Source organism: Pseudomonas sp. A-RE-19, assembly GCF_019956555.1.
GTDB lineage: Bacteria > Pseudomonadota > Gammaproteobacteria > Pseudomonadales > Pseudomonadaceae > Aquipseudomonas.
In genome coordinates this window covers 1-21,767 of the sequence record NZ_JAHBDQ010000038.1, presented here as the reverse complement: position 1 = coordinate 21,767, position 21,767 = coordinate 1, and the positions used below count along the sequence as shown (strand labels likewise).

General features: G+C 59.7%; 20 protein-coding genes. 13 read left to right on the top strand and 7 right to left on the bottom strand.

Going from position 1 to position 21,767, the window contains the following annotated elements:
* Positions 1–183: 183 nt before the first annotated feature.
* Positions 184–1,299: a Gfo/Idh/MocA family protein gene (locus KGB14_RS21260; RefSeq protein WP_223488665.1), complete on the top strand. Its 1,116-nt coding sequence runs from the start codon at positions 184–186 to the stop codon at positions 1,297–1,299.
* Positions 1,300–1,724: 425 nt separating this feature from the next.
* On the opposite strand, the gene KGB14_RS21255 is transcribed toward KGB14_RS21260, so the two are convergent.
* Positions 1,725–1,973, bottom strand: a complete 249-nt coding sequence (locus tag KGB14_RS21255; RefSeq protein WP_223488664.1) for a DUF1652 domain-containing protein — start codon at positions 1,971–1,973, stop codon at positions 1,725–1,727.
* 193 nt (positions 1,974–2,166) lie between these two features.
* Positions 2,167–3,663, bottom strand: coding sequence for a helix-turn-helix transcriptional regulator (locus tag KGB14_RS21250; protein ID WP_223488663.1), 1,497 nt, complete (start codon positions 3,661–3,663; stop codon positions 2,167–2,169).
* Between the two features lie 303 nt (positions 3,664–3,966).
* On the opposite strand from KGB14_RS21250, the gene KGB14_RS21245 reads away from it, so the two are divergent.
* On the top strand, positions 3,967–4,425 hold the full coding sequence (locus KGB14_RS21245) for an REP-associated tyrosine transposase (RefSeq protein WP_223488662.1): 459 nt from the start codon (positions 3,967–3,969) through the stop codon (positions 4,423–4,425).
* A gap of 249 nt (positions 4,426–4,674) precedes the next feature.
* Here KGB14_RS21245 and sigJ read toward each other — a convergent pair whose 3' ends face one another.
* Entirely contained in the window at positions 4,675–5,568 is an 894-nt protein-coding gene (gene sigJ / locus KGB14_RS21240; RefSeq protein WP_223488661.1) for an RNA polymerase sigma factor SigJ, read from the bottom strand.
* A 3-nt stretch (positions 5,569–5,571) separates the two neighbouring features.
* A complete protein-coding gene (locus KGB14_RS21235) occupies positions 5,572–6,006 on the bottom strand; it encodes a carboxymuconolactone decarboxylase family protein (protein WP_223488660.1) in 435 nt (144 codons plus the stop codon).
* A 140-nt stretch (positions 6,007–6,146) separates the two neighbouring features.
* On the opposite strand from KGB14_RS21235, the gene KGB14_RS21230 reads away from it, so the two are divergent.
* The gene (locus KGB14_RS21230) at positions 6,147–6,581 is read left to right on the top strand and encodes a YeeE/YedE family protein (RefSeq protein WP_223488659.1); all 435 of its coding nucleotides are present in this window, start codon (positions 6,147–6,149) and stop codon (positions 6,579–6,581) included.
* Between the two features lie 2 nt (positions 6,582–6,583).
* The gene (locus tag KGB14_RS21225; RefSeq protein WP_223488658.1) at positions 6,584–6,997 is read left to right on the top strand and encodes a DUF6691 family protein; all 414 of its coding nucleotides are present in this window, start codon (positions 6,584–6,586) and stop codon (positions 6,995–6,997) included.
* A gap of 40 nt (positions 6,998–7,037) precedes the next feature.
* Here the strand turns inward: KGB14_RS21225 and KGB14_RS21220 are convergent, their stop codons facing one another.
* Both KGB14_RS21220 and KGB14_RS21215 read right to left on the bottom strand, forming a co-directional pair.
* Entirely contained in the window at positions 7,038–8,321 is a 1,284-nt protein-coding gene (locus KGB14_RS21220) for a Zn-dependent hydrolase (protein ID WP_223488657.1), read from the bottom strand.
* A 151-nt stretch (positions 8,322–8,472) separates the two neighbouring features.
* Positions 8,473–9,957, bottom strand: a complete 1,485-nt coding sequence (locus KGB14_RS21215) for an NCS1 family nucleobase:cation symporter-1 (protein WP_223488656.1) — start codon at positions 9,955–9,957, stop codon at positions 8,473–8,475.
* A gap of 621 nt (positions 9,958–10,578) precedes the next feature.
* Here KGB14_RS21215 and hydA point away from each other — a divergent pair.
* The 3 genes from hydA (at position 10,579) to preA (ending at position 14,820) form a co-directional block, all read left to right on the top strand.
* A complete protein-coding gene (gene hydA / locus KGB14_RS21210; RefSeq protein ID WP_223488655.1) occupies positions 10,579–12,018 on the top strand; it encodes a dihydropyrimidinase in 1,440 nt (479 codons plus the stop codon).
* Between the two features lie 159 nt (positions 12,019–12,177).
* Positions 12,178–13,545, top strand: coding sequence for an NAD(P)-dependent oxidoreductase (locus tag KGB14_RS21205; RefSeq protein WP_223488666.1), 1,368 nt, complete (start codon positions 12,178–12,180; stop codon positions 13,543–13,545).
* Complete coding sequence (preA, locus tag KGB14_RS21200; RefSeq protein ID WP_223488654.1) at positions 13,546–14,820, top strand: NAD-dependent dihydropyrimidine dehydrogenase subunit PreA; 1,275 nt, start codon at positions 13,546–13,548, stop codon at positions 14,818–14,820.
* Positions 14,821–14,963: 143 nt separating this feature from the next.
* Here the strand turns inward: preA and KGB14_RS21195 are convergent, their stop codons facing one another.
* Positions 14,964–15,584 carry a TetR/AcrR family transcriptional regulator gene (locus KGB14_RS21195; protein WP_223488653.1) on the bottom strand — a complete coding sequence of 207 codons (621 nt, stop codon included), beginning with the start codon at positions 15,582–15,584 and terminating at the stop codon, positions 14,964–14,966.
* 139 nt (positions 15,585–15,723) lie between these two features.
* Between KGB14_RS21195 and copC the strand changes: the two genes are divergently transcribed.
* From copC to KGB14_RS21165, 6 genes are all read left to right on the top strand, one after another.
* A complete protein-coding gene (copC, locus tag KGB14_RS21190) occupies positions 15,724–16,089 on the top strand; it encodes a copper homeostasis periplasmic binding protein CopC (RefSeq protein ID WP_223488652.1) in 366 nt (121 codons plus the stop codon).
* Between the two features lie 3 nt (positions 16,090–16,092).
* Positions 16,093–16,953, top strand: a complete 861-nt coding sequence (gene copD / locus KGB14_RS21185; protein WP_223488651.1) for a copper homeostasis membrane protein CopD — start codon at positions 16,093–16,095, stop codon at positions 16,951–16,953.
* A 229-nt stretch (positions 16,954–17,182) separates the two neighbouring features.
* Positions 17,183–18,133 carry a polysaccharide deacetylase family protein gene (locus tag KGB14_RS21180; protein WP_223488650.1) on the top strand — a complete coding sequence of 317 codons (951 nt, stop codon included), beginning with the start codon at positions 17,183–17,185 and terminating at the stop codon, positions 18,131–18,133.
* Between the two features lie 171 nt (positions 18,134–18,304).
* Positions 18,305–19,600, top strand: a complete 1,296-nt coding sequence (locus KGB14_RS21175) for an OprD family porin (RefSeq protein WP_223488649.1) — start codon at positions 18,305–18,307, stop codon at positions 19,598–19,600.
* A gap of 300 nt (positions 19,601–19,900) precedes the next feature.
* Positions 19,901–20,725, top strand: a complete 825-nt coding sequence (locus KGB14_RS21170) for an NAD-dependent epimerase/dehydratase family protein (protein WP_223488648.1) — start codon at positions 19,901–19,903, stop codon at positions 20,723–20,725.
* A 45-nt stretch (positions 20,726–20,770) separates the two neighbouring features.
* Positions 20,771–21,664 (top strand): SMP-30/gluconolactonase/LRE family protein, encoded by an 894-nt coding sequence (locus KGB14_RS21165; RefSeq protein WP_223488647.1) that lies wholly within the window; start codon positions 20,771–20,773, stop codon positions 21,662–21,664.
* Positions 21,665–21,767 lie beyond the last annotated feature (103 nt).

Below are 21,767 nucleotides of genomic sequence, written 5' to 3'. Positions count from 1 at the left end.
CTTTTGATCTTGATTCAGCTTTTAGAAACAAGATCAAAAGATCGCAGCCTTCGGCAGCTCCTACAGGGGGATCGACGCTTCTACCGGACTCAAAACGGGAATATTTATTCCACCATTTGCATGTTGGGAATATTTATTCCATAAATAGCCCTCCTGAATATAAAAATCCAAAGGACCCCGGCTATGCGCGAACTCGGTATCGGACTTATCGGCACAGGTTTCATGGGCCGCGCCCACGCCCTGGCTTTTCGCAACGTCAGCGCCGTTTTTGAATTGCCGCTGAAGCTCAAACTCGCCGCCCTCGCCGACGCCGATCCGCAGCGCGCCCGCCACTGCGCCGACGCCTGGGGTTTCGATACCGCTCACAGCGACTGGCAACAGCTGATCAATGACCCCAAGGTCAATCTGATCGCCATCACCACCCCTAACCACCTGCACTACCCCATGGCCATGGCCGCCCTCGCCGCCGGCAAACCGGTGTACTGCGAAAAACCGCTGGCCGTGAACCTCGAACAGGCCAGTGCCATGCGCCTGGCCGCTAAAGCTGCGGGCGTGGTGACGCGGGTCGGTTACAACTATCAACACAACCCGATCATTGGCCTGGCTCGCGATTTGATCCAAAGCGGCGCATTGGGGCAGGTCATCAGTTTTCAGGGCGAATTCAGCGAAGACTTCATGGCCGACCCCGCTTCACCCTGGTCCTGGCGTTGTGACGCCGATTACGCCGGCGGCGCCTTGGCGGACTTGGGCAGCCACTTGCTGGCCATGGCCCGTCATTTGCTGGGTGACGTCGAGGCCGTGTGCGCTGATACCCAGACCGTGCACCCGCAACGTCCCATTACAGTGGGCGGTCAGGAACGACGCGAGGTCGCGGTCGACGATCAGGTCCATGCGTTGTTGCGGTTCGCCAACGGAGCACGCGGGACGTTCAGCAGTAGCTGGCTTAAACACGGTTACAAAAATCACCTGAGTTTTGAGATCAGCGGCACCCGAGGCACGCTGGCGTTCGATCAGGAACGGTTGAATGAACTGCGGATTTATCGCGCAGGGCAAGGCGGCTTCCAGCGCCTGCTGGCGGGACCGGACTTGCCGGGTTATGCCGCCTTCAGCCCGGCGCCGGGGCATCAGTTGGGTTACAACGAACTCAAGACCCTGGAAGTGCATGAGTTGGTGATGGCGCTGGCCGGCCTCGGTCAGGACGGGACGGATTTCGAGCAGGCATGGGGAGTCGAACGCCTGGCAACGGCGATTCGTTTGGCGGCACGCGAGTCGCGGTGGGTCAGGATCGAGGAAGTCTGACCCGCTACTCAAGCCACACCCGCCGGTCGCACATCGCGCCGGTACACCTGACCCGGCTTACTGAGTGACGCAACGGGTCAGGGTCGTGGTCCGGGTCACCTGCCCTTCAGCCCTCATATCGCCCTGCACATCCGTATTTTCGCTGGTCTGACAGGTTCGAACGGGGGGCGGTGGCGGCGCAGCAGGTGGTGGAGGCGGCGGACTGGCGCACCCACCCAGAATCGCCGCGCAGAGTGCGAGCGACAGTGGCGAAAAAACACATTTCCCAAGACTGTTCATAGGCTGACCCGCGGTAAGTAATCGACATTTCCCGCGACCCGAAACCACGCCGCAAACCCGCGGACCGGTCACAGAAAAGAAATACCCTCGCATTCCTTATAGCCCAGCCACCCATCAATGCCAGAAAACACCGGATAGATCGGTACCTATAAAGCACTGGACCGATGCAAGCCACTGCTCTCAAGCTCATACCGCAACTCTTCAATCAACGCCGCCACCGCTTCCGGCGTCCTGAGTTTCGCCACGCTCAACCCACTGACCACCAGATCCACCTGCCCCGTCGCCGGATGATAAAGCTTCACCGTCAACGAATTATCCCCCGTGAGCGAACACTCACAGGCCAACGGCGAAAAACTTCGCTCCAGTTGCATACGCAATTGCGCCAGATAAATCATCCGGCTCACCTTGACCGCGACGCACAATCGACCGCGTGCCTGATCTGTTCACTGCCCATGAGGCTGTTCCTTTAGCTGCATCGAGGAGGACGCGATACCGGGCCGAAGCCTCGTATCGCACCCTGACAGCCTAAAAAAAACACACCTTGGCCAATACATGAATTTGCACCACCGCCCATGGTGCATTTGCACCTTAACGCCGCGGCGTCAACCGCCTGTCACCGGAGAACAGACCCCGTTCGTGAGCCCAGACAATCGCCTCACTGCGACTGTGCACATCGAGCTTGGAATACACCGTCGCCACATGATTGCGCACCGTATTGGGCGCCAGTTTCAGGCGTGCGGCGATCTCCTTGTCGGCCAGGCCTTCACAAATGAGGCCGAGCACATCGCGCTCCCGGGCGGTCAGCTCGGTAAAAGACGCACCGGGCAACTGCGGCGAATTGACGTTCTTCACGTTGGCGAGTTTTTCGATCAGTGTGCGGCTGAACCAGGAAGCATCTTTCATCACCTCTTCAATCGCCGACACCAACTCCAGCTCGGTGCGTTTGCGCTCCGTGATGTCCATCAACACCAGCAAGTAGCAAGGGTCGTCCTGAAATTTCACGGTGTCCGCCGAGACCGCGCAATCGATCAGCCCGGCATCTTTTCTGCGTACCCGGACATCGATTCGATCCACACTCCCGGTTTTTTCCAGGGCCGCAAACAGCCGCACACGAGTGGCCGCATCATCGATGAAATCGATGTGCGTGACTGTCTTGCCGAGCAATTCTTCACTGGGGTATGCGAGGGTATCGAGAAAGGCTTCGTTGACGTCTATCACCACTTGATCGTCGGCACTGCACACCAGGATTGGCACTGGGGTGAGACGAAACGCTTTGGCGAACCGCTCTTCGCTCTGGCGCAGGGCAATTTCGGCCTTGTGCCGAGGCTCCATGTCCACAAAGGAAAACAGCATGCAATCTTCGTCGTTGAGCTCAAGCGGTTGCCCGGCGACGATCACCTGTTTGCTGCCACCGTCGGCCAATTGCAGTTCGGCCTGCATCTGCGGAATGGTGGCTGCGTCACGCAAACGTTGCTTGGCCAGGTCTTTATTTTCAGCGCGCTCCAGCACGTCCAGCTCATAGGTCGAAACGCCGATCACCTGATCACGGGTATAGCCGGTCATTTCCAGAAAACCCTGATTGACCTTGATGTAACGCAAATCGCTGAGGCGACAGATCACCGCCGGTGCCGGGTTGGCATTGAAGGTCTTCTCGAAACGCTGCTCGGCGCTGGCCCATTCGGTGACGTCGTTCATGATCAACACCAACGACTCCGGCTCGCCGGCACGGTCCGCCAGCACCATGCTGCGCACGCTATGCACCCAGGTGCGCTCGTCGTTTTCGACCGGTGTCAATTCGACCAGTACATCGCTGAACATCTCGCCGCGGGCAATGCGGCTGATCGGATAGTTCTCCGTCAGAACCGGGTGATTGTTGCGATAACGCAGGGCGAAGCGCTTCGCATACTCCTGGGCATTGGCTCCCAGCTCACCGATCCGACTGACACCGTGCATCGCCAGCGCAGCGTCATTGGCCCAGAGGATCGTCTGATCGAGCTCCAGCAAAATCACCCCATCGGACAACCCGGCGATGATTTGCTGCAACTGACGGCGATTGGTTTCGGTGCTCAGGACGTCCTGGCTCATTGGAACTCCACGATTGCGGCGGCGCGGTTACGTGCTGCCCTGTGAAGATTACGACCGTTGGTGGCTCTGATAGTGCGAATGAAGCAGCTGCCGGCAGCACAAGATCAAAAGATCGCAGGCTTCGCCAGCTCCTACGGGGGTTGCGTACATCCGCGTGATCACAGGTGTACTCGATCAATGTAGGAGCTGCCGCAGGCTGCGATCTTTTCTGCGTATTCGAAATATTCCGAAAACGCTTTCATCCACGCCACTCGCGCTAACGACTAACGTTTATCTGACAACACACTTCAAGGAGGCCAAGGAATGGCTGTCGCTGCAAATGGATGTCACCTGCGCAAGGCTCGATTTTCCGAATCTGGTCGTATTTATCTGCTGACCGTCGTCGCTCATCAACGAGAGCCGGTGTTCGCCGATTGGCGGCTGGGACGGCTTCTGGTCGACCAACTGCGCTGTGCCGATCAAACCTCGATAGTCAACTCCATGGCTTGGGTAGTGATGCCGGATCACCTGCACTGGTTGTTGGAACTCAAGCACGGGACCTTGGCTGAACTGATGTGCCGCATCAAATCCAGAAGCAGTCGATCGATCAACCTTATGCGTCGCAGCCAAGGCCGATTATGGCAACGAGGATATTACGATCGGACTTTGCGTCGCGACGAAGATATCAAGGATGCAGCACGTTACATCGTCATGAATCCGTTGCGTGCGGGATTGGTGAAGCGGGTGGGTGATTATCCGTTGTGGGATGCCATTTGGATTTGAACGATCAAGATCAAAAGATCGCAGGCTTCGCCAGCTCCTACAGGGATTGCGTACATCCGCATGATCACAGGTGTACTCGGTCAATGTAGGAGCTGCCGCAGGCTGCGATCTTTTCGGCAGACCTAGCAGAAGATCAAAAGATCGCAGGCTTCGCCAGCTCCTACGGGGATTACGTACATCCGCACGATCACAGGTGTACTCGGTCAATGTAGGAGCTGGCGAAGCCTGCGATCTTTTCGGGCCAAAGCATTACCGCACGTCCAACCCCGCTTCCAGCCCCACCAACTTATCCGGATTACGCATGATAAAAATCCGGTTCACCCGCCCCGCTTCATCAAAACCAAAACTCAGCGACGCGACGAGTTCGCCGTCGGCTTTGATGATCGCGCCTTGAGCGCCGTTGATTTCCGTGGGCAGCCATTCGTACGTTTGCCAGTAGGCATGCAACGACTGGCTGATGAAATCCAGCACGCTGTTGATGCCGAACAGGGTTTCGCGGATGGCCGAAGCTTTACCGCCGCCATCGGCGCAGAGTTCGACGTCTTCGGCCAGCAGCGCGGTCAGGGAAGCAGTCGAGCCGCTGGCGATGGCGCTGTGGAAGGCGTCCAGCAATTGGTCCTGACGTGCCGGTGCCGGCTGAAAGCGGAGTTGTCCGCTACCCAGGCCGGCCTTGGCCCGGGACACCAGCTTGCGGCAAGTCGCTTCCTGGACCCCGATCGTCTCGGCCACTTGCGCGTAATCCATGTCGAAGATTTCGTAAAGCAGGTATGCAGCGCGCTCCTTGGGTGTTAGCCGCTCAAGCAAGAGCAGGAACGCGGTGGACAATGACGAGGCCAGGTCATGAATATGCTCGGGTGAATGCTGATGGGTGGTGTGAATGGGTTCCGGCAGCCAGGTGCCGATGTAATCGACCCGTGACGTGTGCGCCGAGCGCAGCACGTCGATGCAGTGCCGGGTGCAGGCTGTGGTGAGCCAGGCGGCCGGCGTGCTGATGGAGGCCCGATCGGCCTCCAGCCATTTGATGAACAGCTCTTGCACCGCATCCTCGGCTTCGGTGCGCGAGCCGAGAATCCGATACGCCAGACCGAGCAAAAAGGGCCGGCGCTGCTCGAACACAGCGGCGGCGTTTTCAGCGGAGTTCATCGATCAGTGCCTCGACACCTGCAAACGGTTCCACAGGTTGATCATGCCGATCTCGGCCGTCAAGGCGCCGATCTGTGCATCGTTGAAATGCTCGCGCAAGTCGCCGCGCAGGCTGGCGTAATCGGTCTTTTCATCGAGTACGGTCAGGGCTTCGGTCCAGGCCAGGGCGGCGCGTTCGGCAGCGCTGAAATCGCTGACATGGCGCCAGACGATCAGGCGATCCAGGCGTTCGTTGGTTTCATTGGCGTCACGAGCCTCGCGGGTGTGCATTTTCACGCAGAAACCGCATTGGTTGATCTGCGAGGCACGCAGGTGCAGCAGGTGTTTGAGGGTGGGGTCCAGATCGTGATTGGCGAGGGTGACATGGACTTGGGTCAGGCTTTCGAAAACCTGAGGGATGGATTGCAGCAGGTTGACCGGTTGGGTGTTGGACGACATCGTGTTGCTCCGCAATTTGAGGGGTTCAACAGGATGACGATTGAGGATTCTGTTTTGTGACGCGGGTAGCCAAAAGCAGCTCTATGCTCAAACAGAAAAGAGTGGTTTAGTGCCGCTCCTTGCCCGTCTGGAGAGTTGCCATGATGCTTGATTCGCTTCACTTCACCCCGTGGTCCGCCTTGGCCGGAGGTGTCCTGATCGGTCTGGCCGCCAGCGTCATGGTGGTGGCTAACGGACGGGTGGCCGGAATCAGCGGACTGTTAGGCAGTCTGCTTGAGCGTCATGATTCGGGGCGGGGCGAAAAAGCCCTGTTCCTGCTCGGACTATTGGCGGCGCCGTTGTTGTGGGCGTTGTTTCATGTGTGGCCGGCCATCGAATTCAAAACCGGTACCGTGGGCCTGATCGTCGCCGGATTGTGCGTCGGCGTCGGCACTCGTTACGGTTCCGGCTGCACCAGTGGCCACGGCGTGTGCGGTATCTCGCGCCTGTCACCGCGCTCCATTGCCGCCACCTCAAGTTTCATGTTCGCCGGCTTCGTGACGGTGTTCGTCCTGCGCCATCTGCTGGGGTATTGAACATGCGCAAACTGACCGCGTTCCTCGCTGGCCTGCTGTTCGGCATCGGCCTGTTGCTGGCCGGCATGGCAAACCCGGCCAAAGTGCTGGGCTTTCTGGACATCACCGGCATGTGGGATCCCTCCCTGGCGCTGGTCATGATCGGGGCCATTGCCGTGGCCTGGGGGCCGTTTCATTGGGCCATGAAACAACCGACGTCCCTGCTGGGGGCGCCCATGCAGTTGCCGATCAGCCGTGAACTGGATCGGCGCTTGATCGGTGGCAGCCTGCTTTTCGGAGTCGGTTGGGGCATTGCCGGTATCTGTCCCGGCCCGGCACTGGTGTTGCTACCGACGGGCCACTGGCAGGCCTGGGTGTTCGCCATCGCCATGCTGGCGGGGATGCTGATGTTCAAAACGTTGCAAACCCGCCGTTGAGCATCCCGCCAACCCAATGAGGCATCGAACAACCGATGCCTCAAGCCGCTTGCTTGCCACTGGCAATCGCATCCGAAGCCGCCAGCATCGCCCGCAACAACACCGCACAGCCGGCGGCCAGATCATCGGGCGCGGCATTTTCGATTTCGTTGTGGCTGATGCCGCCCTCGCAAGGCACGAAGATCATCCCGGCCGGGCCGAGCTCGGCGAGGAAGATTGCGTCATGCCCTGCTCCGCTGACGATGTCCATGTGCGACAACCCCAACCCTTGGGCGGCGCCACGTACCGCTTCGACGCAGCCCTTGTCGAAGTACAGCGGAGGGAAGTCAGCGGTGGGTGTCAGTTCAAAGGTCAGGCCGTGTTCCTCGCAGGTGGTTTCGATAACCTGACGGACTTCGGCGATCATCGAGTCCAGTCGCGCCGGTTCCAGATGACGGAAATCCAGAGTCATGCGCACTTCGCCGGGAATCACGTTGCGTGAGCCGGGGTAGGCTTGCAGACAACCGACGGTGCCACAGGCGTGAGGTTGATGGCCGAGGGCGGCACGATTGACCGCGCCGACGATCACCGAGGCGCCGACCAGAGCGTCCTTGCGCAGGTGCATCGGCGTCGGGCCGGCGTGGGCTTCGACGCCGCGCAGTTTCAGGTCGAACCATTTCTGCCCGAGGGCGCCCATCACCACGCCGATGGTTTTGCGCTCGTCCTCGAGAATCGGGCCTTGCTCAATGTGCGCTTCGAAATACGCGCCCACGGCATGGCCGCTGACCTTGCGCGGGCCGGCATAACCAATGGCGTTCAGGGCTTCGCCGACAGTCACACCCTCGGCATCGACCTTGGCCAGGGTTTCTTCGAGGGTGAATTTTTCCGCGAACACGCCGGAGCCCATCATGCACGGGGCGAAGCGCGAACCTTCTTCGTTGGTCCAGACCACTACTTCCAGTGGCGCTTCGGTCTCCACGCCCAGGTCATTGAGGGTGCGCAAGACTTCGACCCCGGCCAGCACGCCGAAACAGCCGTCGAACTTGCCGCCGGTGGGTTGAGTGTCGATGTGGCTGCCGGTCATCACCGGCGGCAGGCTCGGGTTGCGGCCCGGACGCCGGGCAAAGATATTGCCGACGGCGTCGATGCTGACGGTGCACCCGGCCTCCTCGCACCACTTCACGAAGATATCGCGCGCCTGGCGGTCAAGGTCGGTCAGGGCCAGACGGCAAACGCCGCCCTTGACCGTGGCACCGAGCTTGGCCAGTTCCATGAGCGACTGCCACAGACGGTCGCGGTTGATGTGCTGATGGGTGGACTGCAGAACGTCTACGGCAGCGTTCATGGTGATCTCCTCAGGCAGTTGTTATAGGTTTCTTCAGGCGGATTTTTGGTGTCTTTGAGGCCGCCTTCGCGAGCAAGCCCGCTCCCACATGGATTTTGTGAACACTGGAGATCCACTGTGGGAGCGGGCTTGCCCGCGATGAGGCCATCCCTCATACCGCCGATTTCACGGCAGTAGGACTCGGCCGCATCACATTCAACCCGTAATAAATCAGCCCACCAAGGGCCGAGCCGGTGAACCAGCCGTAGCTGTAAAACCAGCTGAACGCATCGCTGCCCAGCGACAGCAGCGTCAACGCCACCGGCACGCCGAATGCGATAAAACCGAACCAGTTCCACGCCGGGTAAACGTCATCGCGGTAGAGACCCGCCAGATCCAGTTGCTGTTTCTTGATCAGGAAATAGTCCACCACCATGATCCCGGCGATCGGCCCCAACAGGCTCGAATACCCCAGCAACCAGTTGGAATACACCGTCTCCAGGCTTAAATCCGAAACGATCAGCCCCAGCTTCTTCAGCAGTTCATGGGCCATCAGTGCCAAACCGACCAACCCCGTGAGCATCACCGCTTTGGTGCGGTTGATGATCTTGGGCGCAACGTTCTGGAAATCGTTGGTCGGCGAAACGATGTTGGCCGCGGTGTTGGTGGACAACGTGGCGATGATGATCAGCGCCATGGCCAGGGCGACCCAGACCGGGCTCTGGATATGGCCGATCAACGTGACCGGATCAGAAACAGTAACGCCCACCAGTTTTACCGAAGCGGCGGTCATTACCACGCCGAGGGAGGCGAACAGGAACATGGTCAGGGGCAAGCCGATAATCTGCCCGACAATCTGATCCTTCTGGCTTTTTGCGTAGCGACTGAAGTCCGGAATATTCAGCGACAAGGTGGCCCAGAACCCGACCATCGCAGTCAGCCCGGCAGCAAAGTAGCTGACCACGCTGGCCCCTTCCGGACGCTTGGCCGGGATCGCCATCAATTCAGTCATCGACACGTTCGGCATCGCCCACACCAGCAACCCCACGCCCACCAGCACCAGCAACGGTGCCGAGAGGGTTTCCAGCCATTTGATCGAGTCCGCGCCGCGAATCACCACCCATAAGTTCAAGGCCCAGAACAGCATGAAGCCAATCACTTCGCCGGTACCGCCAAGGGCTTTCCAGCCATCGAACACCGAACCGAGAAACAGGTGGATCGCCAGCCCGCCGAACATGGTCTGGATGCCAAACCAGCCACACGCCACCAGGGCACGGATCAGGCACGGAATGTTGGAACCGAAGATGCCAAAGGACGAGCGCAGCAACACCGGAAATGGAATGCCGTACTTGGTGCCGGGGAAGGCGTTCAGGGTCAGCGGAATCAGTACGATGATGTTGGCGAACAGAATCGCCAGCAGCGCTTCGCCGACGGTCAGGCCGAAATAAGCGGTGAGCACGCCGCCGAGGGTGTAGGTCGGCACGCAGATCGCCATGCCAACCCATAACGCGGTGATGTGCCATTTGTTCCAGGTTCGTTCGTGCACCTTGGTCGGTGCCATGTCGTGGTTGTAACGGGGACTGTCGAGGACGTCGCTGCCGGCTTCCAGCTCAAACAAGCCGTCGCGCTCGGTCACTTTCGATCTGATCTGTTGCATGGCCGCTCCACTGTTCTTTTGATTATTTTTGCTCATCAGGGGCTGGCGCGAGGCGCGCGAGCCGGACGATGGCCGGAGAAACTGACAACTTTTACGGACCGGCCAAGGTGTCAGCGGCGGCATCAATAAACGTGCCGGGTGCCCCGCTTGCGCATCGGGCAGTGCCATAAAATTTAGCTAACCAACTGATATTAATCAGCTTTATTTATCCAACCATTGAATCCGCGGTGAGTTGCCATGCCACTCGGGCCGAGTGTCAGGCAAGTTGTCCGGGAAGTCAGGACTCAATCTGGTGCGTCGATCTTTTTTGAAAGACTGCGTCTCAACCATAGACCATCCTCAAGCGGCTGATTTCACATAGAAAATCTCGTCTATTTTTAGAACCTGTCAAGTGCGTCAAAATGGTGAGAGGCCTCACCATTTTGGTGATTTTCAGTTTAAATCGTTATTTATCAATACCTTAAAACAGTCATAAGCTTATAAAAAATATTCTTGCTCATTCCATAAACTCAGACTAGTTTCTATTCCTGACAGCGTTGACAGGAATACACCTGTTTGCGTCTGCTTCATATAAAACATTTAGAACCGGCATCAGTCGGTCATGCCTGCGAGGAACTCGGAATGTCTCTGTTGATCCGTGGCGCCACCGTTATTACCCATGATGAAAGTTATCGCGCCGACGTCTATTGCGCCGACGGCGTAATCAAAGCCATCGGTGAAAACCTCGATGTTCCCACCGACGCCGAAGTGCTCGACGGCAGCGGCCAATACCTGATGCCCGGCGGCATCGACCCGCACACTCATATGCAGTTGCCCTTCATGGGCACAGTGGCCAGCGAAGACTTCTTCAGCGGCACCGCCGCGGGGCTTGCCGGCGGCACCACCTCGATCATCGACTTCGTGATTCCCAACCCCCAGCAATCGTTGATGGAGGCGTTTCATCAATGGCGCGGCTGGGCCGAGAAGTCCGCGTCGGACTATGGCTTTCACGTCGCCATCACCTGGTGGAGCGAACAGGTTCGCGAAGAAATGGCCGAGCTGGTCAGCCATCACGGGGTCAACAGCTTCAAGCATTTCATGGCTTACAAAAACGCGATCATGGCCGCCGACGATACGCTGGTGGCCAGTTTCGAGCGTTGTCTGGAACTGGGCGCGGTGCCGACCGTGCACGCGGAAAACGGCGAACTGGTCTATCACCTGCAACGCAAGTTGATGGCCCAGGGCATCACCGGGCCGGAAGCGCATCCGCTGTCGCGACCTTCGCAAGTGGAAGGCGAAGCCGCGAGCCGGGCGATCCGCATCGCCGAAACCCTCGGCACGCCGCTGTACCTGGTCCACGTCTCGACCAAGGAAGCCCTCGACGAAATCACCTACGCCCGCGGCAAGGGCCAACCGGTTTACGGCGAAGTGCTGGCCGGGCATCTGCTGCTGGACGACAGCGTTTACCAACACCCGGACTGGCAAACCGCCGCCGGTTACGTGATGAGCCCGCCCTTCCGTCCTCGCGGCCATCAGGAAGCCCTTTGGCACGGCCTGCAATCAGGCAACCTGCACACCACCGCCACCGACCACTGCTGCTTCTGCGCCGAGCAAAAAGCCGCCGGCCGTGACGACTTCAGCAAAATCCCCAACGGCACTGCCGGAATCGAAGACCGCATGGCGGTGCTCTGGGATGAAGGCGTGAACACCGGGCGCTTGTCGATGCAGCACTTCGTTGCCCTCACCTCCACCAACACCGCGAAGATCTTCAACCTCTACCCGCGCAAGGGCGCGATTCGTGTGGGCGCCGATGCCGATCTGGTGCTGTGGGACCCGGAAGGCACGCGGACGATTTCAGCCAAGACCCATCACCAGCAAGTCGACTTCAACATCTTCGAAGGCAAGACCGTACGCGGCGTGCCGAGCCATACCGTCAGCCAGGGCCGAGTGGTGTGGGCCGATGGTGATTTGCGGGCCGAGCGTGGTGCGGGCCGGTATGTCGAACGGCCGGCGTATCCGGCGGTGTTTGATTTGCTGAGCAAGCGGGCTGAGTTGCACAAGCCGACGGCAGTGAAACGCTGAGATCAAGGCCTTCGGCCTTCGCGGGCAAGCCTCGCTCCTACATTTTGGAATGCATACCCCTGTAGGAGCGAGGCTTGCCCGCGAAGAGGCCGGCCCAGACAACAACAAAAACCAATGCCCACCAGAGGCAATACCTCAAATAACCGTGAGGCCAACACCGTGATCAAGACCCTGAACCACCTCCCGCATCCCCATGAGGACGCGGCCACCCTCGCCGGCCATTTCACCGATCTGGCGCCACCGCTCAACGACCGTCAGGCGCATCTGGAAGCCTCGCGCTGCCTGTATTGCTACGACGCGCCGTGCGTGAATGCCTGTCCGAGCGACATCGATATTCCATCTTTCATCCGCAATATCCATCAGGAAAACGTTCAGGGCGCCGCGCAGAAAATCCTCTCGGCCAATATCCTCGGCGGCAGTTGCGCCCGGGTCTGTCCGACGGAGATCCTGTGCCAGCAAGCCTGCGTGCGCAACAACGCTCAGGAATGCGCGCCGGTGCTGATCGGCCTGTTGCAACGTTATGCCGTGGACAACGCGCACTTCAGCGAACACCCGTTCCAACGCGCCGCCGCAACCGGCAAGCGCATTGCCGTGGTGGGTGCCGGCCCGGCCGGTTTGTCCTGCGCGCACCGCAGCGCCATGCACGGCCATGACGTGGTGATTTTCGAAGCCCGGGAAAAGGCTGGCGGCCTCAACGAATACGGGATCGCCAAGTACAAACTGGTGGACGATTACGCGCAGAAGGAACTTGAGTTCCTGATGGGGATTGGTGGGATCGAGATTCGCCATGGGCAGAAACTCGGCGACAACCTGACCCTCAGCGAACTGCATCAGCAATTCGACGCGGTGTTCCTCGGCCTCGGCCTGGCCGCCAGCAAACAGCTGGGGCTGGCCCATGAGGATGCCCCCGGCCTGCTCGCGGCCACCGATTACATCCGCGAACTGCGCCAGGCCGATGACCTGACGCAACTGCCGCTGGCCGAGCGCTGCATCGTCCTCGGTGCCGGCAACACCGCCATCGACATGGCCGTGCAAATGGCCCGTCTCGGTGCCCGGGACGTGAATCTGGTGTACCGCCGTGGCGTTGAAGACATGGGCGCCACCGGTCACGAACAGGACATCGCCAAGGCCAATCAGGTGCGTCTGCTGACCTGGGCCCAACCGCAAGAAGTGCTGCTCGACGATAAGGGCAACGTGCGCGGCATGCGCTTCGCCCGCACCCGGTTGGAGGATGGTCGCCTGCAAACCACCGGTGAAACCTTCGAACTGGCCGCCGACGCGATCTTCAAAGCCATCGGCCAGGCTTTCGACAGCAGCGCCCTCGCCGATCCGCTGGCCCGTGAACTCAAGCGTCAGGGCGACCGCATCCTCGTCGACGAACAGCTGCGCACCAGCATTCCCGGCGTATATGCCGGCGGCGACTGCACCAGCCTCGATCAGGACCTCACCGTGCAAGCCGTGCAGCACGGCAAGCTGGCCGCCGAGGCCATCAACGCTCAACTCATGCTCAACGTGGAGGCTGCGTAAATGGCCGATCTCTCGATTGTTTTCGCCGGTATCAAAGCCCCCAATCCGTTCTGGCTGGCTTCCGCGCCGCCGACCGACAAGGCCTACAACGTGGTTCGCGCGTTCGAGGCCGGTTGGGGTGGCGTGGTCTGGAAAACCCTGGGTGAAGACCCGGCAGCGGTCAACGTGTCGTCGCGTTACTCGGCGCACTTCGGGGCAAATCGGGAGGTGCTTGGTTTTAACAACATCGAGCTGATCACCGACCGCTCCCTGGAAATCAACCTGCGGGAAATCACTCAGGTCAAAAAGGACTGGCCGGACCGCGCGCTGATCGTGTCGCTGATGGTGCCCTGTGTCGAAGAGTCGTGGAAAAACATCCTGCCGCTGGTGGAAGCCACCGGGGCCGATGGCATCGAACTGAATTTCGGCTGCCCCCACGGCATGCCGGAACGGGGCATGGGCGCGGCGGTTGGCCAAGTGCCGGAATACGTCGAACAGGTCACCCGCTGGTGCAAGACTTATTGCTCGCTGCCGGTGATCGTCAAGCTCACGCCAAACATCACCGACATCCGCGTCGCCGCCCGTGCCGCTTACCGTGGCGGAGCCGATGCGGTGTCGTTGATCAACACCATCAACTCGATCACCAGCGTCAACCTGGAACGCATGGTCGCCAATCCCGCCGTCGGCAGCCAAAGCACCCATGGCGGTTATTGCGGCTCGGCGGTGAAACCGATTGCGCTGAACATGGTCGCCGAAATCGCCCGTGATCCGCAGACACAAGGCTTGCCGATCTGCGGCATCGGCGGGATTGGCAGTTGGCGCGACGCGGCGGAGTTCATCGCGCTGGGCAGCGGCGCGGTGCAGGTGTGCACGGCGGCGATGCTGCATGGTTTCCGGATTGTCGAGGAGATGAAGGACGGTTTGTCACGCTGGATGGACAGTCAGGGTTACGCCAGCGTGTCGCAGTTTACCGGGCGTGCGGTGGGCAATACCACGGACTGGAAGTACCTGGACATCAACTATCAGGTGATTGCGAAGATTGATCAGGCGGCGTGCATTGGTTGCGGGCGCTGCCACATTGCTTGCGAAGATACCTCGCACCAGGCGATTGCGAGCATTAAGCAGGCGGACGGGACGCATAAATATGAAGTGATTGATGATGAGTGTGTAGGGTGCAATCTGTGTCAGATCACGTGTCCGGTGCAGGATTGTATTGAGATGGTGCCGATGGATACGGGCAAGCCGTTTCTGGATTGGAATCATGATCCGAGGAATCCGTACCATGTCGCCCCCTGAAATCAGTGGCGTCTGAACGGACGCCATCGCGAGCAGGCTCGCTCCCACAATGGATCACTTTCGTGCGCAAAGACTGTATTCGCTAGAGATTTAATGTGGGAGCGAGCCTGCTCGCGATGGGGCCATCCCTAACACCACCAACCTCAAGGCTCCAACCCGATCCCGCGCAATATCACACTGGTCACCGTCTGCACCGCCCGCTCGAACTGCATGTCCGACAGCGGCTGGTGATCATTAAGAATATTCACCTGGTGATCGAAGTCAGCGTAATGCTGGGTCGAGGCCCAGATCATGTACAACAGGCTGGAAGGCTCCACCGGCAGGATGCGTTTGTCTTCCACCCACTGGCGAATTTTCGCTTCTTTCATCTTGGCCCAGTCGTACAGGCTGGCGTCCAGTTTCTCACCCAGGGTCGGCGCACCGTGGATGATTTCGTTGGCCCAGACTTTCGAACCGTACGGCCGGCTACGGGAATGGTTCATCTTGGCGCGGATGTAGCTGCTGAGCACCACTCGCGGGTCGTCGAACATCTCGAAGCACAGGGCGTCCTGCTTCCAGACCTCCAGCAAACCCAGCAACACCGCGCTGTACAGCTCGCTCTTGGTGCTGAAGTAGTAATGCAGGTTGGAACGCGGCAGTTGCACTTCGGCGGCGATGTCGGCCATGGCGGTGCCGCCGAAACCTTTTTCGGCGAAGACTTTTTCGGCCCCCAGCAGAATCTTTTCGACGTTACTGCGACGAATCTCGATCTTGTGATTGCCCATGAGGGCTCCCTGACAACAGCGTTGGTCAAGACTAGCATCCGCTCTGGATCGGGGCGACAGGGGAAAACGAAACTTCGTACGCAGGTCTTGTGGCAGGTAAACTGGCCGCCTCTTTGAACCTGCCCCTGAGGTCTTCACGATGTTGCTCAAGAACGCCCTGACCGCCACCGCCCTCCTCGGTTCGATGCTCGCTGCCTCGTCGGTGTTTGCCCACGCGCACCTGAAAAGCCAGACCCCGGCGGCCGACAGCACCGTGAGCGCGCCTGCGGAACTGCGCCTGAAGTTTTCCGAAGGGGTTGAAGCGACGTTCACCAAAGTGACGATCAGCAAGGACGGCGCCGACGTGCCGGTGAAAAACCTCGCCACCGAAGGCAGCGACAAGAAAACCCTGGTCGTCACCCCGGCCGCGCCGTTGGCCGCTGGCGATTACAAAGTCGAATGGCACGCCGTGTCGGTCGACACCCATAAGAGTGAAGGCGCCTATCGCTTCAAGGTCGGTCAGTAATTCATGACCGATGCGTTGGTGCTGTGCCGCTTTCTGCATTTCACCGTGGTGCTGATGCTGTTTGGGGCCTGGGTGTTCCGGCCTCTGCTGTTGGGCCGTGAAACGGCATGGCTGGATCCGTCTCTGGCGCGAGTGACTGGCGGGCTTACCGCTATCGCGTTAATCGGTGGCGTCGGCTGGTTGCTGCTGATCACCGCCAGCATGGCCGGCTCCGCGGACGCGGCATTCGATTCGGCGACGCTACGCCTGGTGCTGAGCACTACCTTTTTCGGTCAGGTCTGGCGTTGGCATCTGCTGCTCAATCTATTGCTCATGGCCCTGCTGCTGACGCCCTGGCGTTCCAGTACGCCTTGGCGCATCAGCCTTTCCAGCCTGCTGCTGGCGACGCTGGCCCCGGTCGGTCATGGCGCCATGCTCGATGGCCTGCAAGGCCGGTTGCTGATCCTTAACCAGATCATTCACCTGGCGTGCGTCGGTGCCTGGCTCGGTGGGTTGATGCTGTTGGTGATGATCCTGCGCCAACCGGCCGATCATCCCATGAGCGCGATACTGCAGCGCTTCAGCGGCATCGGTTACGCCTTGGTGGCGGGATTGGTAATGACCGGGCTGATCAACGTGCGGGTATTGACCGGCGTGTTCTGGCCGACACCGTTGCTGTCCGGGTTTGCGCTGATCCTGTTGATCAAGGTTGTCATGGTGATGGGGATGCTGGGGTTGGCGCTGTTCAATCGGTTGCGGGTCAATGATTGTCACCAGCGCCTGGGACAGTTGCGTACCAGCGTCGTACTGGAATGGTTATTGGGGATCGGCGCGGTGGCAGCGGTTTCGCTACTGGGCACCATGCCCCCAATGATTACTGCCTGAACACATCTCCTCCTGTAGGAGCGAGGCTTGCCCGCGAAAGCGGTCTGTCATTCAACATGGATGTCGGCTGACAGGTCGCTTTCGCGATCAAGTCCGCTCCCACAGGGGGATTGTGTACTCAGGGGGATTCGTAAATTCTGTTTAAAGGTCTTCTTGCCCGATACGGATTTTTCCAGGGCAATCCAGATGACACCCTCACGGCACTTTTCAACTCAAAAGGTGCCCCCCCATGCCTGCTGCCCTTTGGCAACGCTCCCCTCGCCTGCTGAAAAATCTACTGGCCGCCACCCTGCTGCTGCCATCTCTCGCCTTCGCCAAGGAGCGCCCGTGGCCGGATGGTTCGCAACTGGTGATTTCGTTTTCCATGCAATTTGAAACCGGCGGCCAGCCCGAGGGCGCCGAAAGTCCGTTCTCCGGCACCCCGCTGCCCAAGGGCTACCCGGACTTGCCGGCACAGACCTGGTTCGATTACGGCTACAAGGAAGGCCTGTGGCGGATGCTCGACCTGTGGGACCGCAACGGCATCAAGGTCACATCCCATGTGGTGGGCGAAGCGGCGTTGAAACACCCCGAGCTGGTGCGGGCGATTGCCGAGCGTGGCCATGAAGTCGCCGCCCATGGCATGCGCTGGGCCGACTCTTACAACATGAGCTACGAACAAGAGAAGGCCTTCATCGGCGACGGCGTCGATGCCGTGCAGAAACTGACCGGCCAGCGCTCGGTGGGGTACAACGCCAATTGGCTGCGGCGCAGCCCCAATACCTTGAAAGTGCTGCAAGACCTGAACTTCACCTATCACATCGACGACGTCAGCCGCGATGAGCCCTTCGTCACCCTGGTCCGTGGCAAGAAATTCGCCGTGGTGCCTTACACCCTGCGCAATAACGACATCGTGCTGATCGAAGGCCGGCACTTCTCGGCGCAGCAGTTCTACCGGCAACTGGTGCTGGAATTCGATCGCCTGTACGCCGAAGGCTCCAGCAAGCGACGGATGATGTCGGTGAGTCTGCACGATCGCATCGGTGGCACGCCGGCGATGGTCGAGGCGGTGGAACGCTTTATCCGTTATGCCAAGTCTCATCCAAAGGTCAGTTTCATGCGCAAGGATCAGATCGCTCAAATCGTACTGACGGAAAACAACCCGCTGATCGATAACACCGAGGCGGTGTACAACCACTGAGCCGAATAAACCTGCCCTCGCCCGTCAAGGACGAGGGCTGCGGCCTCCCACCCAAGTCATCGTACAACTTGTGATTGACATTCCCTCAAAAGCTCGCAAATAATCGCCGCCAATGTTGTACGACGACGTATGACAAATAATAAAAACAACAAAAACATTGGGAGCGTCACTGTGAGTCACTTTGTCCGCAACTCCTTCGCCAGCACCTCTCGCCCCTCCTTCGCCCGTCGCCATACCCTCAGCCTGATCGGATGCAGCAGCCTGGCTTTCGCCCTGCCCATGATCAGTCAGGCCGAAGGTTTCGTCGATGACGCCAAGGCTACGCTGAACTTGCGTAACGCCTACTTCAATCGCAACTTCACCAACCCGAACAATGCCCAGGGCAAGGCTGAAGAGTGGACGCAAAACTTCATCCTCGACGCCAAATCCGGGTTCACCCAGGGCCCCGTCGGTTTCGGCGTGGATGTGCTCGGTCTGTACTCGCAGAAACTCGACGGCGGTAAAGGCACCGGCGGCACGCAATTGCTGCCGATCCATGACGACGGCCGCCCCGCCGACAATTTCGGCCGTTTGGGCGTGGCGCTGAAAGCCAAGGTGTCGAAAACCGAATTGAAGGTCGGCGAATGGATGCCGGTGCTGCCGATCCTGCGCTCCGACGATGGCCGCTCGCTGCCGCAAACGTTCCGCGGCGGCCAGGTCACCTCCACCGAGATCAGCGGCCTGACGCTTTACGGCGGCCAGTTTCGTGGCAACAGCCCGCGCAATGACGCGAGCATGGAAGACATGTCGATGAACGGCAGAGGCGCGTTCACTTCGGACCGCTTCAACTTCGGCGGCGGCGAGTATGCGTTCAATGAAAAGCGCACGCAGGTCGGCGTCTGGTACGCGCAACTCAGCGACATCTATCAGCAGCAGTATTTCAACCTGAGCCATAGCCAGCCCATGGGCGACTGGACCCTGGGCGCCAACCTCGGTTATTTCATCGGCAAGGAAGACGGCAGTGCGCTGGCCGGTGACCTCGACAACAAAACCGCGTTCGCCCTGCTCTCGGCCAAATACGGCGGCAACACCTTCTATGTCGGCCTGCAAAAACTCAGCGGCGACAACGCCTGGATGCGCGTCAACGGCACCAGCGGCGGTACGCTGGCCAACGACAGTTACAACTCCAGCTATGACAACGCCAGGGAACGCTCCTGGCAGGTGCGCCACGACTACAACTTCGTCGCCCTCGGCATCCCTGGCCTGACCCTGATGAACCGCTACATCAGCGGCGACAACGTGCACACCGGGGCGATCACCGACGGCAAGGAGTGGGGTCGCGAATCGGAATTGGCCTACACCGTGCAGAGCGGTGCATTGAAGAACCTCAACGTCAAATGGCGCAACGCAACCATCCGCCGCGATTTCAGCACCAACGAATTCGATGAAAACCGCGTCTTTATCAGTTACCCGATTTCGTTGTTGTAAGGCGGACATTGCTGGCTGCATAGAACCCTGTGGCGAGGGAGCTTGCTCCCGCTGGAGTGCGAAGCGCTCCCGATCCGGTCACTGAATGTTCCTCAACTTCAGAGGGTGGGGCTGCTTCGCAGCTCAGCGGGAGCAAGCTCCTTCCCCACAGGCTTAGGCACTCATGGGGATGAACATGACCCTCCGTCAATTTCAACCAAAGTCGCGTTGACAAGCACCGGGAAGCCTAACAATACTTCGACCAAGTCATACGACAACCTACAACAAATTCAATAATAATTTTCGTGTACAGGAATTTCCATGACGACCACTTCAACAGCCCGCGCCCCTTTCAATCGTCTGCTCCTGACCGGTGCCGCCGGTGGCCTCGGAAAAGTGCTGCGTGAACGCCTGCGGCCCTACGCCAGGGTGATTCGCCTCTCGGACATCGCCAACATGGCACCGGCCATTGATGAATGCGAAGAAGTCGTGCCGTGTGACTTGGCGGACAAGCAAGCGGTGCATCAACTGATCGAAGGCGTGGACGCGATCCTGCACTTCGGCGGTGTGTCGGTGGAGCGCTCGTTCGAAGAGATCCTCGGCGCCAACATCTGCGGTGTGTTCCATATCTATGAAGCGGCCCGGCGCCACGGCGTGAAGCGGGTGATTTTCGCCAGTTCCAACCACGTCATCGGCTTTTACAAGCAGGACAAAACCCTCGACGCCCACTCCCCTCGCCGCCCGGACAGCTACTACGGCTTGTCCAAGTCCTACGGCGAAGACATGGCCGGTTTCTACTTCGATCGCTATGGCATCGAGACTGTCAGCATCCGCATCGGCTCCTCGTTCCCGGAACCACAGAACCGCAGAATGATGAGCACCTGGCTGAGTTTCGACGACATGACCCGACTGCTCGAACGCGCGTTGTACACCCCAAATGTCGGCCACACCGTGGTGTACGGCATGTCCGATAACAAGCACGTCTGGTGGGACAACCGTTTCGCCACGCACCTGGGTTATGCGCCACAGGACACGTCCGAAGTTTTCCGCGAAAAAGTCGAAGCACAACCGATGCCCGCCAAGGATGATCCGGCCCGGGTTTATCAGGGTGGCGCGTTCGTCGCGGCCGGGCCGTTCGGCGACTGAGCCCTCGCCAATCCCCTCCATAACAAGCCAAGGGAATGCGTTGCCATGCAAGCCGAATTGATTGTCGATGCCCGCAATGCGGTCGGTGAAAGCCCGGTGTGGGTCCCCGAGGAAAACGCCCTGTACTGGGTCGATATTCCGGCCGGTGGGCTACAGCGCTGGAGTGCCGACAGCGGGCACGTTCACGCCTGGAAAGCCCCGCAAATGCTCGCCTGCATCGCTCGTCACAGCGCGGGTGGCTGGATCGCCGGCATGGAAAGCGGATTCTTTCACCTGCGCCCGCACAACGATGGCAGCCTCGACAGCGAACTGCTGGCCCACGTCGATCACCCCCGCCCCGACATGCGCCTGAACGATGGCCGCTGTGATCGTCAGGGGCGTTTCTGGGCCGGCAGTATGGTGCTGAACATGGGCGCCAACGCCGCTGACGGCACGCTCTATCGCTACAGCGCCGGGCAACGCGGGCCGCTCGATGCCCGGCTCAGCGGTTTCATCGTGCCCAATGGCCTGGGCTTCAGCCCGGATGGCAAGACCCTGTACCTCTCGGACTCGCACCCGAACGTGCAGCAGATCTGGGCCTTCGATTACGACCTCGACAGCGGCACACCGTCCAACCGTCGGCTGTTCGTCGACATGCATCACTTCCTTGGCCGCCCCGATGGCGCGGCAGTGGATGCCGAAGGTTGCTACTGGATCTGCGCCAACGACGCCGGGCTGATTCACCGCTTCACCCCCGATGGCCGACTGGATCGTTCCCTCCCCGTCCCGGTGAAGAAACCGACCATGTGCGCCTTCGGTGGCAGCCAGCTCGACACCCTGTTCGTGACCTCGATCCGCCCCGCTGACGACCATGACGAACAGTCGCTGGCCGGCGGCGTGTTCGCCCTCAACCCCGGCGTCAAAGGCTTGCCGGAACCGGTGTTCAATGAATCGCTTTAACCCCGTTTGCTGCATCGCTGTGCCTTGGCCGTGACCTGCATTCCCGCCATTTCGCTGTGGTTGCCGCATTGGGTGTTGTGACCTTTTTTATAGGAGCCAGGCT

Coding starts and splice junctions, on each gene's coding strand:
- KGB14_RS21260 (WP_223488665.1), top strand. CDS start 184: ATGCGCGAACTCGGTATCGGACTTATCGGCACAGGTTTCATGGGCCGC.
- KGB14_RS21255 (WP_223488664.1), bottom strand. CDS start 1,973: ATGATTTATCTGGCGCAATTGCGTATGCAACTGGAGCGAAGTTTTTCG.
- KGB14_RS21250 (WP_223488663.1), bottom strand. CDS start 3,663: ATGAGCCAGGACGTCCTGAGCACCGAAACCAATCGCCGTCAGTTGCAG.
- KGB14_RS21245 (WP_223488662.1), top strand. CDS start 3,967: ATGGCTGTCGCTGCAAATGGATGTCACCTGCGCAAGGCTCGATTTTCC.
- sigJ (WP_223488661.1), bottom strand. CDS start 5,568: ATGAACTCCGCTGAAAACGCCGCCGCTGTGTTCGAGCAGCGCCGGCCC.
- KGB14_RS21235 (WP_223488660.1), bottom strand. CDS start 6,006: ATGTCGTCCAACACCCAACCGGTCAACCTGCTGCAATCCATCCCTCAG.
- KGB14_RS21230 (WP_223488659.1), top strand. CDS start 6,147: ATGATGCTTGATTCGCTTCACTTCACCCCGTGGTCCGCCTTGGCCGGA.
- KGB14_RS21225 (WP_223488658.1), top strand. CDS start 6,584: ATGCGCAAACTGACCGCGTTCCTCGCTGGCCTGCTGTTCGGCATCGGC.
- KGB14_RS21220 (WP_223488657.1), bottom strand. CDS start 8,321: ATGAACGCTGCCGTAGACGTTCTGCAGTCCACCCATCAGCACATCAAC.
- KGB14_RS21215 (WP_223488656.1), bottom strand. CDS start 9,957: ATGCAACAGATCAGATCGAAAGTGACCGAGCGCGACGGCTTGTTTGAG.
- hydA (WP_223488655.1), top strand. CDS start 10,579: ATGTCTCTGTTGATCCGTGGCGCCACCGTTATTACCCATGATGAAAGT.
- preA (WP_223488654.1), top strand. CDS start 13,546: ATGGCCGATCTCTCGATTGTTTTCGCCGGTATCAAAGCCCCCAATCCG.
- KGB14_RS21195 (WP_223488653.1), bottom strand. CDS start 15,584: ATGGGCAATCACAAGATCGAGATTCGTCGCAGTAACGTCGAAAAGATT.
- copC (WP_223488652.1), top strand. CDS start 15,724: ATGTTGCTCAAGAACGCCCTGACCGCCACCGCCCTCCTCGGTTCGATG.
- copD (WP_223488651.1), top strand. CDS start 16,093: ATGACCGATGCGTTGGTGCTGTGCCGCTTTCTGCATTTCACCGTGGTG.
- KGB14_RS21180 (WP_223488650.1), top strand. CDS start 17,183: ATGCCTGCTGCCCTTTGGCAACGCTCCCCTCGCCTGCTGAAAAATCTA.
- KGB14_RS21170 (WP_223488648.1), top strand. CDS start 19,901: ATGACGACCACTTCAACAGCCCGCGCCCCTTTCAATCGTCTGCTCCTG.
- KGB14_RS21165 (WP_223488647.1), top strand. CDS start 20,771: ATGCAAGCCGAATTGATTGTCGATGCCCGCAATGCGGTCGGTGAAAGC.